The sequence below is a fragment of the Hyphomicrobium sp. LHD-15 genome (assembly GCF_031157355.1).
In the GTDB taxonomy this organism is placed as follows: Bacteria; Pseudomonadota; Alphaproteobacteria; order Rhizobiales; family Hyphomicrobiaceae; genus Hyphomicrobium_C.
Map to the genome: position 1 here is coordinate 482,501 of NZ_JAVIFT010000002.1, position 17,633 is coordinate 500,133.

The following is a 17,633-nucleotide window of genomic DNA, read 5'->3' on the forward strand; positions in this document are numbered from 1 at the left end:
GAAGGATGTGGGAATCCCAAAACAGCCAGGAGGTTGGCTTAGAAGCAGCCATCCTTTAAAGAAAGCGTAACAGCTCACTGGTCTAGATAAGGGTTCCTGCGCCGAAAATGTATCGGGGCTAAAGCCGTTTACCGAAGCTTCGGATGTGCAGCAATGCACGTGGTAGCGGAGCGTTCCGTAAGCCTGCGAAGGGCGACCCGTGAGGGCGCCTGGAGGTATCGGAAGTGCGAATGCAGACATGAGTAACGACAGGAGTGTCAGAAACACTCCCGCCGAAAGTCCAAGGGTTCCTGCGTAAAGCTAAACTGCGCAGGGTTAGCCGGCCCCTAAGGCGAGGGCGAAAGCCGTAGTCGATGGGAACCACGTCAATATTCGTGGGCCAGTGGGTGAGTGACGGGTGCTGCAAGTTGTCTGGGCTTATCGGATTGCCCGGGCAGCGAAGGTGCCCCAGGAAATAACCCCCACATAGACCGTACCCGAAACCGACACAGGTGGACTGGTAGAGAATACCAAGGCGCTTGAGCGAAGTGTGCTGAAGGAACTCGGCAAATTACCTGCGTAACTTCGGGATAAGCAGGCCGTCATTCTGGGCAACCAGAGTGGCGGGGCACAGACCAGGGGGTGGCGACTGTTTACCTAAAACACAGGGCTATGCTAAGTCCAACGACGACGTATATGGCCTGACGCCTGCCCGGTGCTGGAAGGTTAAGAGGAGAAGTGCAAGCTTTGAATCGAAGCCCCAGTAAACGGCGGCCGTAACTATAACGGTCCTAAGGTAGCGAAATTCCTTGTCGGGTAAGTTCCGACCTGCACGAATGGCGTAACGACTTCCCCACTGTCTCCAGCACACACTCAGTGAAATTGAATTCCCCGTGAAGATGCGGGGTTCCTGCGGTTAGACGGAAAGACCCCGTGCACCTTTACTGTAGCTTTACACTGGCAATCGTGTTTGCATGTGTAGGATAGGTGGTAGGCTTTGAAGCAGGAGCGCCAGCTCTTGTGGAGCCGCAATGTGAAATACCACCCTTATGAACATGGTTGTCTAACCGCGGACCGTTATCCGGTCCCGGGACATTGTATGGTAGGCAGTTTGACTGGGGCGGTCGCCTCCTAAATTGTAACGGAGGCGTGCGAAGGTGGGCTCAGGTTGGTCGGAAATCAACCGTCGAGTGCAATGGCATAAGCCCGCCTGACTGCGAGACTGACAAGTCGAGCAGAGACGAAAGTCGGCCATAGTGATCCGGTGGTTCTGTGTGGAAGGGCCATCGCTCAACGAATAAAAGGTACGCCGGGGATAACAGGCTGATGATTCCCAAGAGTCCATATCGACGGAATCGTTTGGCACCTCGATGTCGGCTCATCTCATCCTGGGGCTGGAGCAGGTCCCAAGGGTATGGCTGTTCGCCATTTAAAGAGGTACGTGAGCTGGGTTCAGAACGTCGCGAGACAGTTCGGTCCCTATCTGCCGTAGGTGTAGGAGAATTGAGAGGATCTGACTCTAGTACGAGAGGACCGAGTTGGACGCACCTCTGGTGGACCTGTTGTCGCGCCAGCGGCACAGCAGGGTAGCTATGTGCGGACGGGATAACCGCTGAAGGCATCTAAGCGGGAAACCCACCTCAAAACGAGTTCTCCCTTGAGAGCCGTTGTAGACCACAACGTTGATAGGCCGGGTGTGGAAGTGCAGCAATGTATGGAGCTTACCGGTACTAATAGCTCGATCGAACTTCGATCGCTCTCATTAAGCAATGCTCATCTAATGCCTTTAATAGGGCAGGGCGGCCCCGGATATGTCCGGGACCAAGGCAGCGCCGGCGTCTTAGACGCGACGTGCGCCCGTTGATGCTCAAAGCATCGCGCCGCCTGATGAGCGTAGGAGCACAAGAAAGACCAGAATTCGCATCACGCTTCCGCCGACCTGGTGATTATGGCGGGGTGGCTGCACCCGATCCCATTCCGAACTCGGCCGTGAAACACCCCAGCGCCAATGGTACTTCGTCTTAAGACGCGGGAGAGTAGGTCGTCGCCAGGTCTGCCGAAGCGTGACGCGAATTCAATTCATCAAACATTCCTCTTCACATGGCTATTTAACGCCGCCCCTGCCTTTTGGCTCGGGCGGCGTTTTTGCGTCCGAAGATCAGCGATCTGGATCCGGATTTGGTATTCGGGTCGCGGGGTCGCGAAGTTCGGTTTTCGGATTTTTGACCGACGGGTTTCGACCCGCTGGGTTCGGCACAGCGCTGACATGCTGAGTGCGGCTGCGCGTTCTCGTTCGGCGCGCGGGTCGGTCTGGACCCACACACCCCACCGTTGGAAACATTTTGGTTTCGATGAGCTCGTGAAAAGTCTTCCAGGGCTCATCGGGGAAGAGTTTTTTTCTGCTTCCGAGTGCGACCGAGAAATCATCAGATGGAAATCGTCGGCTAGGTCGTGGTCGATCAGCGCATGACCTCAGCGCATGAACCAGTGTGCGACTGCCGGCGATGAGAATCACTCTGCCGTCTGCCGCCATTCGTTAGTCGATATGCGGTTCGGCATGCTTGGCGATCACCGCAGGGTTGTTCGTTTTGGGATTTTTCAGCGTCGGGGGCACGACGTACTTCTTGGGCTTCGCGTGCATTTTTTCGCGAACTCACCAGGCTCTATGCGGGTAGGCGCCGGCAAAGCTTCTCGGATGTGACGCGGCCGATCAACATCGCTTCGGCTTTCTGGGTTTCGGCGAGTTTGGAGGCGAGGGCAATCACCCACCGGTGTGCGGATGTGCCGGATCGCTGCCCGGCGCTTCTAGCCTGTCATCACCCCCAAGACTTCCGTCGCGGTGATCTCTCGGATGAAGACGAACGCCTTGTGAGAGATCTGTCACGGCTGGGGATGACGCGGCTTGCCGATCAAGCGTTGAGCTCAAGCCAACGGCAAGAGAACGAGGCCGAGCAGCATCGCGAGCGACATGGCCGTCGAGAGATTGACGTCGCCGAATTCGCCGACGCGGACCTCGCGAATAACTTCGCGGACTTCGACGTCCGGCCGCGCGTCCGGCTCGCGTGCGCGTATCCAATTCCAGAAAAACCGAAAAAACGATTGCGATCGTCGCCAGATCTCGAAAGGCGCGCGGCGCCACCCATATTTCACGCCATAGATGGCGAAGATCACGACTGCGATCTGCAGCAGCGTCGAAACCCAGCCGCTGATCAGGAACCAGATCAGGGACCAAAGCAATCCCAGGACGGAGAGAAAAATCGACAGGAGCCAAGTAGCGGTTTCCATGAGATCCTAACCTTGGGCAGCTCGGTTCCTTATCTACACATGCTTCTTGTCGGAAATCCTGGGCTCGAGGAGCGCCTACGGCAAGCAAGGAAGCTCCAACAATCTGGTCGCGCTCGCGAAAACGTGACTGCAGGTCCTGAAACGAGGGCGTCCGTGCTTCGTATTGTTGGCAGTAACCGCTTTTTTTCAGGGGTCACAATGCTGTTCTCAAAGAAGAAGCTCGAAATGCCGACGCGTGAGACTGCCCTCAAGGGGCGGCCAGATGCGCTTCCGACGGCCGAGGAGCACTTCATATTCGGACGTCCGTTGAAGGGACCGTATCCTGCGAGGCTCGAAACAGCGATGTTCGGGATGGGTTGCTTCTGGGGTGTGGAGCGAAAGTTCTGGGAACTCGGTGCCGGCATCTGGGTGACCGCAGTCGGCTACGCCGGCGGCCTCACGCCTAATGCGACCTACGACGAGGTTTGCACCGGGCGGACCGGGCACAACGAAGTGGTGCTCGTGGTGTTCGATCCGAAAGTCATCTCGTACGGCGATCTCGTGAAAACGTTCTGGGAGAACCACAACCCAACGCAGGGACTACGCCAGGGGAATGACGTCGGCACGCAGTATCGCTCCGGCCTCTACTATTTTTCGGAGGCGCAGAAGCAGATTGCCGAGGAGACGAAGGCTTCTTACGAGCAGCGGCTTCAGGCGGCGGGCTTCGGTCCGATCACGACGGAGGTTCTGCCGGCGCCCGAGTTCTTTTTCGCTGAGGAATACCATCAGCAGTACCTGGCCAAGGTTCCGCACGGATACTGCGGGCTCGCGGGCACCGGCGTCGCGTGCGCGGCACCGACGGGTGTCGCGGTGGGGAGCTGATGCTCGTTCCCATCGGGTATTCGCTCGACGCGGGATGCTGTTGAGATCGTAAAATATTGGGCCACCGCCCACGCTCCGGCTTCGAGAGACCGGCGTGGGCGGTGGCCTTTTTTCTTGCGTGCCGCTTCGATGCGCCACGCTGCGCAGACCGCTGATTTTTGCGATATTCACATCACAGATGGTCTCGATTTTTACCAAGTCCACCAGCTAGTTACCGCGATGCACAATTTGGCCCTTTTTGTGCAGTGAAAGGGGGCTGGATCAATACAAGACGAGGGGTGTCATGGGCGCAAAGCGGTCCCTACTGGCCTGTGCGGGTGTTGTTGCTGTCGCCACTGTGGCTGTCGCGGAAGAATTCCAGATGCCGCCGGAAGTGACGCCCGCGCTTCGTGCGGCTTGCGAGACGGATGTCCGGCGCTTGTGCATCGGCCAAAATCCCACCGTCGCGAAGGTCAAACGGTGCGTTGCACTTAAGTATTTTCAGCTCGGGAAGAAGTGCCAAGTCGAATTGGCGTCTCTCGGCTTCGGAGGTCGCTAGTCGCCTCTACTCTTTTCTAATGTCCCCTATCCGCCGGATCTCCGCTCGCGCCGCCCAAACCTATTCGTTGGGCGGTTTTTTCTTTTCAGCGCCATCAGTTAGAACTTCTGGTTGGACTGACGGCAAGTCACGGCATGCTGCGTGGCAAAATGTTTCTCCGTTCACGTCTTTGTGAGCAGGAAGTTCTCCCCGCCATTATAGGAAATTGCCCTCTCGCTGTTCTGGTATAACATCCCTACCGTCCCTGCTGTTGGTGAGGGCATTCCGCGTCGTGCGATCCATCGAGATCGCCTTCGCGTTCGGCGCTCATCGGCGCTTGTATCTTGAAAGCCAGGGAGCAGAACGAGCGATCCGACTGACGATTTTGCCGGCGGTCACCCCGCTGGCGCAGTCAAGGGACCATCAGAGTCTCGATCGCATCCGTAAGGCCAAACAACGCGCGTCAACGATCGTCTCGGTCGGCCTCTTTCGATGGCTTCCGAGCGAAAGGTTGCGCTTTGCCTGAAGCTCAAAGGGGCAAGCTCTCAAGCTAGGAGAGGAGACCGAAATGACCAAGAAGCTAGGCCTGCTCACGGGCGGCCTCATGCTCGCGATGATGGGGCTTGCCGGCCCCGTGTTCGCGAACTCCGAGGTCGACAAGCGCGCGGCCGACCCCAATCAATGGGGCTCACCCGGACGCGACAACGCACTCACGCGCCACTCGCCGCTCAAGGACATCAACGCAGAAAACGTCGGCAAGCTGCAGATGGTCTGGTCGCAATCGACCGGAGCGCTGCGTGGCCACGAAGGACAGCCGCTCTTCATCGATGACGTCGGCGGTAAGCCGATGCTCTTCTTCGTGTCGGGCTGCCCCAACATGGCCCAGTGCAACATCGCGCAGGGCATCGACCTGTCCGACCCCGACAATCCCAAGCAGATCTGGAACTACGTCAAGACGACGGACCGTGACGAATCCGCCGTGCCGCGCGCCTGCTGCGATACCGTCAACCGCGGACCTGCGTTCGCAGACGGCAAGCTCTACTACGGCACGCTCGACGGCTTCCTGATCGCACTCGATGCCGCAACCGGCAAAGAAGTTTGGGTCGTCAAGCACGCCTGGCCCGAGAAGGGCGAGACGAGCACCAGCGCTCCCTTGATTGCCGACAATCTCGTGATCCTCGGCTTCGGCGGCGACGAGTTCGCAGCGCGCGGCCGCGTCACGGCTTACGACCTCAAGGACGGCAAGAAGGTCTGGGAATGCCATTCGACAGGCTCCGACAAGGATGTCTGCCTGACGGCTGAGACCAACAAGGCCAATCCGCATTACGGCACGGCCGGCCAGGACCTCGGCATCAAGACGCACGTCGGCGAAGACTACAAGATCGGCGGCGGCGCGGCATGGGCCTGGTTCAGCTACGACCCCGAGCTCAAGATCGTCTACTATTCGACCGGCAACCCGGGTCTCTGGAGCCCCGCGTATCGCTGCTCGAAGAAGACGCACGAAGAGTGCAACACGGGCGAGTTCGACAACAAGTGGTCGATGACCATTTTCGCCCGCAAGGTCGAAACCGGTGAAGCCGTCTGGGCCTACCAGATGACGCCGTTCGACCAGTGGGACTATGACGGCGTCAACGAGAACATTCTCGTCAACGACCTCGACGTCGATGGCAAGAAGGTGAAGGCGCTGGTTCACTTCGACCGCAACGGCTTCGCCTACGTGCTCGATCGCACGGACGGAACGCTGCTGCGCGCCCACAAGTACGTGACGACGGACTGGGCCGAGAAGATCGACCTCAAGACCGGACGCCCCGTCAAGGTGCGCGAGCATTCGCCGCTCGAGCGCGGACGCAACGTTGCCGCTTGCCCGTCCGCCATGGGCGGCAAGGACCAGCAACCTTGCGCCGTGGATCCGGCCGAGCCGAACAAGTTCTATTGCCCCACCAACAACTGGTGCATGGAACTCGAGCCGCAGGAGCGCACGCACACGCAGCAGGGCACGGTCTACGTGTTCGCGAACGTGTTCATGTATCCTGAGAAGCCCGGCACGACCGGCAAGGTCAAGAAGTTCGACGTCGTCACCGGCAAGGCCGATTGGGAAATCCCCGATCCGTATCCGAACTGGGGCGGCACGATGGTCACCGACGGCGGCCTCGTATTCTACGGCTCGCTCGGCGGCGACTTCCGTGCTGTCGATCGCAAGTCGGGCAAGATCCTTTGGCACCGCAAACTTGCTTCGGGCATCATCGGAAACCCGATCACCTACAAGGTGAAAGGCAAGCAGTACGTTTCGATCCTCGCCGGCATCGGCGGCTGGATCGGCGTGCCGGTGACCGCCGGCCTCGATCTCAACGACAAGTTCGGTGCGATCGGCGCGACGGCGATGACCAAGGCTGCCAACCTCGACAAGATTCCACAGGCGGGCACGCTGTTCACCTTCCGGGTCTACGAGTGATCACGCATTGAACGAAGAAACGCCCGGCATCGCGAGATGTCGGGCGTTTTTCCTTATTTCGGCGGGAAGCATCGTGCGGGATCAACGGAACTTGATCAACGCGCGGGGGTTCTCTGCCTTGTCGCTCAAAGTTTGCAACGATATAGAGTTACAATGTCAATTCGGATGCAAAAGGGGAGCGTGCTTGTGAAACCGCTCCGTCGTTTGGTGTCAGTTCTTGCTGTCGGAGCCATGTTCGGCTTCGGGGGAGTGATGGCCGAGGCGTTTGCAGCCGATAAGGGATTTCGCGCCAACAAGGAATTCGACGAACTGACGGCCGCGGAAAAAACCGCCGCCAAGGCAGCCGGAAAGAAAGCGTTCGAGCAAAAGAATTTCGGGGCTTTGCGCGTGTGCGGCGATCCCGGAAACATGCCGCTCTCATCCATCGAAGGCGAGGGCTTCCAGAACAAGATCATGGACGTGATCGCCAAGTCGATGGGCGCGCAGGTGATCAACTTCTGGCGGCCGTATCTCGAACGCGGGATCACGCGGCAGACCTTCGAGACCAACGATTGCGACGTGCTCGTCGATATGCCGACCGTCTACGGCGGCGTTCTGACGACAGTTCCTGTCTACCGGACAACGTATGTTCTCGCCTGGCGTAGTGACCGCGGGCTCGACATCTCGGGCTTGGACGACGCCAAGCTCCGCGACCTCAAGATCGGCGTCTATCAAACGTCGGCAATCCGCGAAGTGTTGAAGCGCCGCGGGCTTGCGGCCAACGTGGTGGTTCATACCGTGAGCCACAACGGCGATCTCCTGCCCGAGCAGCAGCCGACCTATCAGGTTCAGCAGGTCATCGACGGCAAACTCGACGTGGCGGCGGTGTGGGGGCCGTTTGCGGGCTGGTTTCCCAAAATGAAGGGCGCGCCGCTTTCGGTGCTGCCCGTCAACCTCATGGACGACGACGTTCCACTCGAGTTCGACCTTTCGCTCGGCGTCAGGCCGACGAACGTGGTGCTCAAGTTCGCGCTCGACTATGCGCTCGAAGCGAACAGAGCGGAGATCGACAAGATCCTGCGCGATTTCGGCGTGCCGCTGGTGAAGTGCAGCAAGTGCGTGGTGCCCGGAGATCTCCCCGCGCACGGCTCCTATACGAAGCCGTTCGAGATCAGTCAGGGTCCGAAGGTGGAAGCTTCGCCCGATCAGCTGGTAACGCGGGCACGCCTAGAGGCTTGGCTTGCGGAGGGCGCGGACGTCCAGACGGAGCTCGCCAACGCCGTCCTGGCCTCGGATGAAGCGCGCATCCGTTTCCTTGTCGAGAAGGGCGCGGACATCAATAAGCCGGACGCGCAGGGCTATGGCGCGCTGCAGAGCGCGGCCCGCAACCGCAGCGACAAGATCGTTCCGCTGCTGATCGAACTCGGCGCGGATGTAAACGGGCGCGACAACGACGGCTTTACCGCTCTGATCCATGCGGCGCAGCGAAACCATGTTCCGACGATCAAGGCGCTCGTGGAACGGGGCGCGGATCTCGAAAAATCCGTCGATGGCGGCTTCGCTCCGCTTTCTCTCGCCATCGAGGATGGAAAGTTCCTGGCGGCGAAGTCGCTGATCGAGCTTGGCGCGTCCGTCAATGTGACGGCGGGTACGGACCGGATCACGCCGCTCATGGTGACGGCGAGCCAGCTTGCGGTCGGCGAAGCAGCCAAGGAGATCGAGCGCCGGCAGGGTTTGCGCTCGACGGATATCGCGACTGCGCTTGTCGAGCGCGGCGCCAACGTCAACGCCGTCAACGAGCAGGGTGTATCCGCACTGATGATCGCGGCGGCGCGCGGGAATATTCCGATGATCGGGCTTCTGCTCGAAGCCGGCGCCAACCCGGCGCTCGCATCGAAGGCGGGCAAGACGGCGATCGACATCGCGCGCGAGAACCTCAACGAGGACGCGGCCAAGTCGATCAAGCTGTTCGAGGCTACGATTTCCGAGCGGTCGCAACGGCCCGGGCGCGATGCTCCGGGCGGAAAGGAAAAGCTGTGAGCCGTGGTTCGGCGCGCAGATCGAAATCTCTGCAAGCACAGGGGAGAGACGAACGGCAAGAAGCCTCGCTGTCGTTCGGCACTAGGGAGGCGGAACTTGAATGACACGAGGAAGTAAAACGTGAAAAGCCAATTCCTAAGTCTGCTGCTTGCAGCAGCGCTCTCGACCGGAGCGTTCGTCGGTGCCTCGGGTGCCGCAGACGAGCCGGCTTCTGCAGAGAAAGCGGAGCCACAGGCCGCCCCAAAGGCGGAAGGGGCGCCGGAAGCGGCTGCTGCACCTGCCGCAGGCGGTGCACCGATGAAGCCAATCGATCGCGTCAACGCGACCGAGAAGGGTAAGCTCAAGAACCCCTTCGACTACAAGGATCCCAAGATCGCCGAGGAAGGACACAAGATTTACATGGGTCTTTCCTGCAATGGCTGCCACGGTGGTGGTGGCGGCGGCGGCATGTGCCCGCCGTTGACCAACGAGACCTGGGTGTACGGCGGCGACGATGACACGCTGTTTCGCCTGATCGTGCTCGGTAGCCAGGAGCTGCAGAAGCACGGCTATGCGCGCAAGGGTCAGGAAGGCGTGGTCGGTCCGATGCCGCCTTACAAGGACCTGATCGACGACGAAACCAAGCTCTGGAAGGCGATCGCCTGGATCCGCACTGTCTGGAAGGGCCGTGCCGAGAAAGCGACTTGGTGATCTGATGAGACAACGGCTCGCTCATATGGCCTGGCATGTGAAGTTCGGCTCGGCGGCCGTTGCTACACTCCTCGCGGGATGGCTCTTGGCTGGGCAACCGGCCCGGGCCATTCCGGAGGCTCCGACAGAGGCGCCGCCTGGCGCGCTCGTCACGAAAATCCTCTATGTCGGCAAGCGTTACGCTGAGCCGCCGCCACTCTCTCTGCTAGACAAGATCCTGTCCGACGAAGGTGCGCAAGGCGCGCGCCTCGCGATCAAGGAAAACAATATGACGGGCCGGCTGGTGGAGCAGCACTTCGAGCTGATCGAAGTCGTGGCCGGCGAAAAGGAAGACGTGGTTCCGAAGGTCAAGGCTCAGCTCGACGAGGGGCATGGCCTAATTGTTGCGGACTTGGAGCCTTCCGATCTTCTGGCGGTGGCGGATCTCGCGGAAGCCAAGGGGGCCGTTCTCTTCAACGTGCGTTCGAGCAGCGATGAGCTCCGGCAGGAACAGTGCCGTTCGAACGTCTTTCACATTATTCCCAACTGGGCGATGCGGGCCGATGCGCTGGCCCAATACCTGATCTGGAAGAAATGGCGGCGCTGGCTGGTCGTTCACGGAACGACGCCGGGCGACAAGGACTATGTTGCTGCGATCCGCCGGGCGGCGCAGAAGTTCGGCGCGAAGATCGTGGATGAGCGGCCCTACGAGTTCGACGCGGGTTCGCGGCGCACGGATTCCGGCCATCAGCAGATCCAGACGCAAATGCCGCTGCTGACGCAAGGCGCGCCCGAGTATGACGTGATCTTCGCGGCAGACGTGGGCGAGGCGTTCGGCGACTACCTGATGTTCCGCACCTACGAGCCGCGCCCAGTTGTCGGGTCGCAAGGTTTGCAGGCGGTCGCGTGGCATCGTTCGTTCGAGCAGTACGCCGGCACACAGCTGCAGAACCGGTTCGAGAAGCAGGCCAAGCGCGTGATGACGGAGCGCGATTTTACGGCCTGGCTCGGCGTCCGGGTGGTGGGTGAAGCGGTCACGCGCTCGGCCAAGAACACACCCGCCGACGTCAAGGCGTATATCCTGTCCAAGGACTTCGAGGTTGCGGGCTTCAAAGGCGTCGGCCTCACGTTCCGGACCTGGGATCACCAGATGCGGCAGCCAATCCTTTTGTCGGGGCCGCGGGCGCTGGTCTCGATCTCGCCGCAGGACGGCTTTCTGCATCAAAAGTATCTGACCGACACGCTGGGCTTCGACGAGCCCGAAACCAAGTGCCGGTTCAACAAATAAAAAATCAGAACAAACGACCAGGAGAGGAAACTCATGAAGCGTCCCATGGCTGCCGCTGTGTTGGCGGCGGCGTTCGTATCTCTGCCGATTGCGCCTGCGTTTGCGTCGAAGATTTTCGTCTCGAACGAGAAGGACAATACCGTCACCGTGCTCGACAGCGAGACGTTCAAGGTGGTGAAAGTGATCGAGACGGGTGCCCGGCCGCGCGGCATGGTGCTGACGCCCGATCACAAGGAACTTCTGGTCTGCGTGGGTGACGACAACCGGCTGGACGTTGTCGATACCGAGACGCTCGAAGTGGTGCGGACGCTCGATTCCGGCCCCGATCCCGAACTGCTCGATGTCGATCCCAAGGGTGAGCGGATCTACATCGCGAACGAGGACGAAGGGTTCGTCACGGTCATCGAGCGGGTCAGCGGAAAGGTGCTTGCCGAAATCCCGGTCGGGGTGGAGCCCGAAGGCATGGCGGTTTCGCCCGACAACAAGTTCACCGTCGCCACCTCCGAGCAGACGAGCATGGCGCACTTCATAGACAACGAGACCTTCAAAGTGACGGCCAACATTCTGGTCGACACGCGGCCGCGCGTCGCCGAGTTCACGCGTGACGGCAAGCTGGTGTGGGTTTCCGCCGAGATCGGCGGCACGGTTGCCGTCATCGATCCGGTGACCCGGAAGATCATCAAGAAGTTCGGCTTCGAGATTCCGGGGGTGCGGCGGGAGCTGATCCAGCCGATGGGTATCCGCTTCACCAAAGACGGCAAGACGGCATTCGTCGCGCTCAGCACGGCCAACCGCGTTGCCGTGGTGGATGTCGCGACCTATACGCCGACGAGCTACATCCTGGTCGGGCAACGGCCGTGGCACATGGCGCTCTCGCCCGATGGCTCGAAGCTTTATGTGGCGAACGGGCTTACCAACGACATGACGATCGTCGACGTGGCAACGCTCAAGCCCGAGAAGTCGGTGCCGGTTGGTCGGCTGCCGTGGGGTGTGGTGGTCAAGCCGTAAACTGGGGCAGCCGGCAACGGGCAGCAGGCAGGCCGCACGCGGAAGAAGTGGCGGGAAACCGCCATGGGCAAGCCAACAGGGATCTACTTTGCCGGATGGGAGAAGGCGGCGCGGGGGCGATGCTGGGTCTTCTCCCAGCGGTAGGGTGCCCGAACGAGCTGGAACAAGGCCCGGTAGGCTGCCAGTGAGATCAGAAGCCAGTAGATCGGCATGATGATCGCCCAGCCGGCGAGCTCGAGGCGGCCGCGCCCGGCAACGGCTACGCAACCGAGTGCGACGCCCGACACATAGCCCAAGCTCAGATTGACGATGCCGATCCATTTGACGGCGCTCGACAGGGCGTCGTGCTCGGGGCTGATCAATGGCCCACAGGTCAGCTCCCACGCGAGCACTGCATAGAACCAAGGGTGGACCAGCGCGGAGAGGATCAAGCCGCCCATCAGCACTTGGAGACCGAAGAACGGAAACCAGCCGAGATCGCGGGCGGTTCTGAACGGCTGGCGCGTATGCACGAGGTAAGTCTGCATCCATCCCTTGAGCCAACGGGTACGTTGGTTCCGCCAGCTCGCGAAATTAGGGGGCGCTTCTTCCCAGGTCGTCGAACTCAGGACCTGCACGTCCCATCCGGCGCGGGCCAGCCGGATGCCGAGATCCGCATCCTCGGTGACGTTGAAAGGATCCCAGGCGCCAACCTCTTCGAGCACGGCGCGGGAGAAATGATTTGATGTGCCGCCCAAGGGAACGGGAAGTTTCAAGCGCTGGAGTGTCGGCAGGAGGCAATCGAACAGCACGGTGTATTCGATCGCAAACTGGCGCGTGAGAAAGGTTTCGTTCGCGTTCAATACGTTGAGGCGGGCCTGCACGCAGGCGAGACGTGGATTGGCGGAGAGCAAGCGCGCGGCCTGGCGAAGTTGGTCTGGTTCTGGCACGTCCTCTGCGTCGTAGACGACGACCAGGTCTCCGGTTGCGTGGCGCAGCGCATAGTTGAGTGCGCGGGGCTTGGTGCGGGGCTCGCCACTCGGAACCACGATTGTGCTCATGTGCGGAGGAAGGCGATGACTTTCGACGGCGCGCCGCGTCGCGGGATCGTTCTCTTCGAGGATCACGAGGATCTGAAGCCGGTCTTTCGGATAGTCGATGGATTCGAGTGCGGAAACGACATCCGCGATGACGTCGACTTCGTCGTAGAGCGGGATCAGGAGGGTGTAGCGGGGAAGCCGGCAGCTATCGATGTCGATGATTTCGGCTTTGACCCGCGTGGCGTGTCCGGTTGCCTTGTGCCACAGAGCCGCCGTCCTCAAGATCACGACACAGAAGAAAGGCAGCACAAGAACGGCAGCCAGGACGAAGACAATCTCGTCGAAAGCAACGACCGCGGTTGCGGTGCTCCCCGATATCAAAAGAAAGAGACCGCGTCGCTGCCAAGGCCATGTGGGCTCGCCGGCCGAGAGATCGGGCCGGCGGCGGCGTAGGTCGTTGACGGCGTGATCAAGGTTGAGACGCGCTTCGGCCGGGCTATCGATTGAAGAGCCATTGTGACGTCGCGCGTCAGGAGGTGCGCGCGATCTGACGCGATGCCACGGCGCTAAACGGCTCCGTCGCGGCGGTGCTGGCGAACTCCGGGGTGCCGGATCCGCGCTGCCGTCTACGTCCTGAGGCACGATCGTCCCCCAAAGCGCTCCCTCGCCGCACGGCCCCCAGCCGTTCCGGCCGGCAATCATCTTGCCATATTGCTCGCGATGTTAAATAGGGAGATTGCGAAATTGCCGACTCGCTCGTTTTCCCGAGGCTCCGCCGATGACGCCTATTCAGATCGTTCAGGCCGCGAGACATGTGGTGCCGCGCATGCGCGCTGCCGCAATGCTCGGCGCGTTGCTATCGGCGTTTCTTGTCGTGGGGGTAATGGCGGAAGCCGGCCGGAGCCAAGAGGTTACCCCCGAACAGGCCGCTCCCGCAGAGCCGCGCCGCTTCGTCATTCGCTTCCTGACCGAGGGTGAGTTTCCTCCCTTCAACTATTACGACGACGAGGGTGTGCTTTCGGGCTTCAACGTTGATCTGGCTCGCGCGATCTGCCTCGAGGTTGGGGCCGCCTGCGATATCAAGGTGCGGCCCTGGGAGGAGCTGTTGATTGCGCTCCGGCGCGGGGACGCAGACGCCGTAATTGCAGCGCATACTGTCACGGCGGGTACGTTGGCCGAGGTTGATTTTTCAGATCGCTATTTCTACACGCCGGGCCGGTTTGCCAGCCGGACGGGCGAAACGGTCGGCGAGATCACCCCGGAAGGGCTGGATGGGGTGACCGTCGGCGTGGCCAAGGGAACGGCGCACGAAGCCTTCATCAAGGCGTTTTTCCGCGACAGCCGGATCGTGCTTTTCGAAAATCCGGAGCTCGCGCGGGAGGCCTTGCAGCAGAGCAAGGTGGATCTCATTTTCGACGATGCGATCAGCCTAGCATTCTGGATCAACGGTTCGCTGTCGCGCCAGTGCTGCGAGTTCAAGGGCGGCGCGTTCCTGGAGCCCAAGTATTTCGGCGACGGGCTGGCGGTCGCGCTCCCGCGAAACGATCCGCAGATCAAGGTGTTGATTAACGACGCGCTGAAGAAGATCCGCCATAGCGGTCGATTTCAGGAGCTTGTCGAGCGCTACTTTCCGGTTCGCATTTACTAAGACCTGCGCTTTCGTTGCGCTGGGGCCACGCGTTGGTGTCGCGGTTGTCCGGTTGTCATACTCCTGAAATGCAAATCCCGTTCTAAGAAGCCCAGGATACCCGCAAAACAATGCGGATTCGGAGGCTCGCCGTATGGGAACAGAACGCTCATTCCGGACGCTGTTCATTTCTGACGTGCATCTCGGCACTCGCGCTTCGCAGGCCGATATGCTGCTGGATTTTCTGAAGTATAACGAGGCGGACACGATCTATCTGGTCGGTGACATCCTCGACTTCTGGCGCATCAAGCGCGGCGCCGTCTGGCCGCAGACCCACAACGACGTTCTGCAGAAAATCCTGCGCAAGGTGCGCAAGGGAACACGTGTCATCTACATCCCAGGCAATCACGACGAAGGAATTCGTGACTACGCCGGGATGCACTTCGGTGGCATCGAAATCGAGCGCCAAGCCATACACACCACAGCGGATGGCCGGCGTTTCATCGTGATGCACGGCGACGAGTACGATGTCGTCGTGCGGTATGCTCGCTGGTTGGCCTTCCTGGGCGATCGTGGCTACGAACTCGCCTTGTGGTCCAACTGGCCGCTGAACTTCATCCGCCGTCGCCTCGGGCTCGGGTACTGGTCGCTCTCGGCCTACCTCAAGCACCGCGTCAAGACGGCGGTGAGCTTCATCGGCGAGTTCGAGAAGAACCTTGCCGAGGAGGCCAGGCGCCACGACGTGGATGGCGTCATCTGCGGGCACATCCACCACGCCGCGAACCGGGATATCGCCGGCATCCGCTACATCAACACCGGTGACTGGGTGGAAAGCTGCACGGCGGTCGGCGAGACCGAAACCGGTGAGCTCGAGCTGATCCGGTGGCTGGATGTCGTCCGCGAAAGAGCGTCGGTGCCGGTCACGAATGCGGCGCTTCAGGCGGCGTAATGCGGATCCTGCTCGCAACCGATGCGTGGGCTCCTCAGATCAACGGCGTCGTGCGGACCTATCAGAGGCTCGCCGTGGAGCTGCAGGCCATCGGCTCCGAGCTGGTAGTGCTGGGGCCCGAGAATTTTCGCTGCATTCCCTGCCCCAGCTATCCGGAGATCGGGCTTGCGATTCCGGATCAGAAGCATTGCTCGCGGCTGATCGACGAGGCGAAGGTGGATGCCATCCATATCGCGACGGAAGGTCCCGTCGGCTGGATGGCGCGATCACATTGTCTGCGCCGCCGCCTGCCGTTCACGAGCAGCTTTCACACGCGTTTCGCCGACTACGTGAGCGCGCGCTGGCCGGTTCCGGAATCCTGGGTCTATGCCTTTCAGCGTCGCTTCCATGCCAAGAGTGCCGGCGTGATGGTGGCGACCGAGAGTCTTGCCTCCGATTTGAGGAGGCGCGGGTTTGATCGGTTGCTGCCGTGGACGCGCGGCGTGGATACGGAGCTGTTCCGTCCGGATACCGTGCGCCTGTTCGGCCAGGGCCCGGTGTTTCTTTATGCCGGCCGGGTGGCGGTCGAGAAAAACATCGAGGCCTTTCTCAGCCTTGATCTTCCGGGTGTGAAAGTTGTTGTGGGAGATGGCCCGCAGCTCGCGGAGCTCGAGGCGCGCTACCCGACGGCAATCTTCACGGGCGTACGCGAGGGACGCGACCTTGCGCAGTGCTATGCCTCCGCCGACGTCTTCGTGTTTCCGAGCCGCACCGATACGTTCGGCATGGTGATGCTTGAAGCGATGGCCAGCGGCGTGCCTGTGGCGGCGTTTCCGGCCATCGGGCCGAAGGATCTCGTCACGCCGAATATCTCCGGTGTTCTGAGCGAGGATCTGCGCGGTGCGGTGCTCGCTGCCTTGAGCCTCAATCGCGAGCGCGTGCGCGAGCAGGCGATGGCGTTCACGTGGCAGACGGCCGCCGGGATTTTTCTTTCGAACATCGAAAGCGCGCTCGCCCAAGCGCGGCAGCGCGGTGATGTCGTCGCGCGCGATTTCCCGATCGCGCGCGCACGATCCGCCTGAGAGAAGAAAAGCTTACGAAACAGCAAGGTTTCCGCGGAGCTTGTGGGCTTCGTGCGCGGGCTTGTACGTATTTGCAGCGTGGACTGAAAATGCTCTGGTCAGCGAGTTCGAATTGTCTATGCTCGGCCCTTCTCGGGAAGGAATGCTACGCCGCACGGCGGGTGCCGCCGGCCCGCATAGGCAAATATGCCCACTCGTAAGATTGCGCGGCGGGGGACCGGGCCTTCATGTCGTCTTACACGAGGTTCGCTGCTTTTTTTCTGTGCGCGCTGGGACTCTCACTTCCGGCGCCGTCCGAGGCCAAGTGCCGGATCAAAGGGCCGGATCTGGAAATCGCGGGCGTGAAGCTGACGGACAGCGATAGTGCGGTCGCGGTCGTCGGAGCGTCTCCCAAGCTCGTCGAGAGCGAGGACGATCTTCCGCACGCGCGCTTCGTTTCAACCAACGGTTCGCAGGAGCTGGTTCTTTTCGCTCATTATGGTGCGGTCGAGGACGAGTATGCCGAAGCGGAAGTCCGCTATGCGGGACCCGAAGCGCTCGCGCTCAAGGACTTGCCGATCGAGAGCTTCAAGACCGCGCGCGGCGTCGAGCTTGGGATGAGCGTTGCGCAGGTGCAGGCGTTGTTTGGGACTTGCTTCAAGTCTCGACAGAAGACCGGGCAAGAACTCTTTTTCGAGTATGAGGTTGCCGACGCGGATCGCGATCGCGAACTCATGGCGTTCGGCTACCCGATCTACTACGCGGAGTACGAGTTCAAGAAAGACAAACTGGTGCGGTTCCGTTTCGGGTTCGCATACCCCTGATCGAAGCCGGCTGACAGCCGATGCCGTTTGTCCGGCTTACCTGCTGGTAAGCCGGATCCGAAGCGTCTGGATGTTTTTCGTGAGGATCGGCTGCCT

General features: G+C 60.8%; 13 protein-coding genes and 2 rRNA genes (1 of these 15 cut by a window edge). 12 read left to right on the top strand and 3 right to left on the bottom strand.

The features are described from left to right. Together RCO24_RS08905 and rrf are read left to right on the top strand one after the other, a co-directional pair. Window positions 1–1,736, top strand: a 23S ribosomal RNA gene (locus RCO24_RS08905) (it extends 1,063 nt beyond the left edge of the window). A gap of 181 nt (window positions 1,737–1,917) precedes the next feature. Beyond that, a 5S ribosomal RNA gene (gene rrf / locus RCO24_RS08910) occupies window positions 1,918–2,032 on the top strand. Between the two features lie 869 nt (window positions 2,033–2,901). On the opposite strand, the gene RCO24_RS08915 is transcribed toward rrf, so the two are convergent. Then, window positions 2,902–3,264 carry a hypothetical protein gene (locus RCO24_RS08915; protein WP_308961491.1) on the bottom strand — a complete coding sequence of 121 codons (363 nt, stop codon included), beginning with the start codon at window positions 3,262–3,264 and terminating at the stop codon, window positions 2,902–2,904. 198 nt (window positions 3,265–3,462) lie between these two features. Here RCO24_RS08915 and msrA point away from each other — a divergent pair, with 198 nt between their 5' ends. After that, window positions 3,463–4,125, top strand: coding sequence for a peptide-methionine (S)-S-oxide reductase MsrA (gene msrA / locus RCO24_RS08920; RefSeq protein ID WP_308961492.1), 663 nt, complete (start codon window positions 3,463–3,465; stop codon window positions 4,123–4,125). A gap of 301 nt (window positions 4,126–4,426) precedes the next feature. On the opposite strand, the gene RCO24_RS08925 is transcribed toward msrA, so the two are convergent. Continuing rightward, window positions 4,427–4,627, bottom strand: coding sequence for a hypothetical protein (locus RCO24_RS08925; protein ID WP_308961493.1), 201 nt, complete (start codon window positions 4,625–4,627; stop codon window positions 4,427–4,429). 583 nt (window positions 4,628–5,210) lie between these two features. Here RCO24_RS08925 and RCO24_RS08930 point away from each other — a divergent pair. The 5 genes from RCO24_RS08930 (at window position 5,211) to RCO24_RS08950 (ending at window position 12,078) form a co-directional block, all read left to right on the top strand. After that, window positions 5,211–7,094: a PQQ-dependent dehydrogenase, methanol/ethanol family gene (locus RCO24_RS08930; RefSeq protein ID WP_308961494.1), complete on the top strand. Its 1,884-nt coding sequence runs from the start codon at window positions 5,211–5,213 to the stop codon at window positions 7,092–7,094. A 186-nt stretch (window positions 7,095–7,280) separates the two neighbouring features. Next, window positions 7,281–9,113: a quinoprotein dehydrogenase-associated putative ABC transporter substrate-binding protein gene (locus RCO24_RS08935; protein WP_308961495.1), complete on the top strand. Its 1,833-nt coding sequence runs from the start codon at window positions 7,281–7,283 to the stop codon at window positions 9,111–9,113. Between the two features lie 120 nt (window positions 9,114–9,233). Next, the gene (locus tag RCO24_RS08940; protein WP_308961497.1) at window positions 9,234–9,803 is read left to right on the top strand and encodes a c-type cytochrome; all 570 of its coding nucleotides are present in this window, start codon (window positions 9,234–9,236) and stop codon (window positions 9,801–9,803) included. Between the two features lie 4 nt (window positions 9,804–9,807). Further along, window positions 9,808–11,070: an ABC transporter substrate-binding protein gene (locus RCO24_RS08945; RefSeq protein WP_308961498.1), complete on the top strand. Its 1,263-nt coding sequence runs from the start codon at window positions 9,808–9,810 to the stop codon at window positions 11,068–11,070. A 33-nt stretch (window positions 11,071–11,103) separates the two neighbouring features. Beyond that, window positions 11,104–12,078, top strand: coding sequence for a PQQ-dependent catabolism-associated beta-propeller protein (locus tag RCO24_RS08950; protein ID WP_308961499.1), 975 nt, complete (start codon window positions 11,104–11,106; stop codon window positions 12,076–12,078). Window positions 12,079–12,161: 83 nt separating this feature from the next. Here the strand turns inward: RCO24_RS08950 and RCO24_RS08955 are convergent, their stop codons facing one another. After that, on the bottom strand, window positions 12,162–13,478 hold the full coding sequence (locus tag RCO24_RS08955) for a glycosyltransferase (protein ID WP_308961500.1): 1,317 nt from the start codon (window positions 13,476–13,478) through the stop codon (window positions 12,162–12,164). Between the two features lie 397 nt (window positions 13,479–13,875). Between RCO24_RS08955 and RCO24_RS08960 the strand changes: the two genes are divergently transcribed. The 4 genes from RCO24_RS08960 to RCO24_RS08975 all read left to right on the top strand — a co-directional run bounded on the left by RCO24_RS08960 (window position 13,876) and on the right by RCO24_RS08975 (window position 17,537). Next, window positions 13,876–14,745 carry a transporter substrate-binding domain-containing protein gene (locus RCO24_RS08960; RefSeq protein WP_308961501.1) on the top strand — a complete coding sequence of 290 codons (870 nt, stop codon included), beginning with the start codon at window positions 13,876–13,878 and terminating at the stop codon, window positions 14,743–14,745. A 133-nt stretch (window positions 14,746–14,878) separates the two neighbouring features. Further along, complete coding sequence (locus tag RCO24_RS08965) at window positions 14,879–15,673, top strand: UDP-2,3-diacylglucosamine diphosphatase (protein WP_308961502.1); 795 nt, start codon at window positions 14,879–14,881, stop codon at window positions 15,671–15,673. Next, window positions 15,673–16,734: a glycosyltransferase family 1 protein gene (locus RCO24_RS08970; RefSeq protein WP_308961503.1), complete on the top strand. Its 1,062-nt coding sequence runs from the start codon at window positions 15,673–15,675 to the stop codon at window positions 16,732–16,734. Before RCO24_RS08965 ends, RCO24_RS08970 begins: the two co-directional genes overlap by 1 nt. A gap of 227 nt (window positions 16,735–16,961) precedes the next feature. After that, window positions 16,962–17,537, top strand: a complete 576-nt coding sequence (locus RCO24_RS08975; RefSeq protein ID WP_308961504.1) for a hypothetical protein — start codon at window positions 16,962–16,964, stop codon at window positions 17,535–17,537. Window positions 17,538–17,633: the final 96 nt, after the last annotated feature.

Coding starts and splice junctions, on each gene's coding strand:
- RCO24_RS08915 (WP_308961491.1), bottom strand. CDS start 3,264: ATGGAAACCGCTACTTGGCTCCTGTCGATTTTTCTCTCCGTCCTGGGA.
- msrA (WP_308961492.1), top strand. CDS start 3,463: ATGCTGTTCTCAAAGAAGAAGCTCGAAATGCCGACGCGTGAGACTGCC.
- RCO24_RS08930 (WP_308961494.1), top strand. CDS start 5,211: ATGACCAAGAAGCTAGGCCTGCTCACGGGCGGCCTCATGCTCGCGATG.
- RCO24_RS08945 (WP_308961498.1), top strand. CDS start 9,808: ATGAGACAACGGCTCGCTCATATGGCCTGGCATGTGAAGTTCGGCTCG.
- RCO24_RS08950 (WP_308961499.1), top strand. CDS start 11,104: ATGAAGCGTCCCATGGCTGCCGCTGTGTTGGCGGCGGCGTTCGTATCT.
- RCO24_RS08960 (WP_308961501.1), top strand. CDS start 13,876: ATGACGCCTATTCAGATCGTTCAGGCCGCGAGACATGTGGTGCCGCGC.
- RCO24_RS08965 (WP_308961502.1), top strand. CDS start 14,879: ATGGGAACAGAACGCTCATTCCGGACGCTGTTCATTTCTGACGTGCAT.
- RCO24_RS08970 (WP_308961503.1), top strand. CDS start 15,673: ATGCGGATCCTGCTCGCAACCGATGCGTGGGCTCCTCAGATCAACGGC.
- RCO24_RS08975 (WP_308961504.1), top strand. CDS start 16,962: ATGTCGTCTTACACGAGGTTCGCTGCTTTTTTTCTGTGCGCGCTGGGA.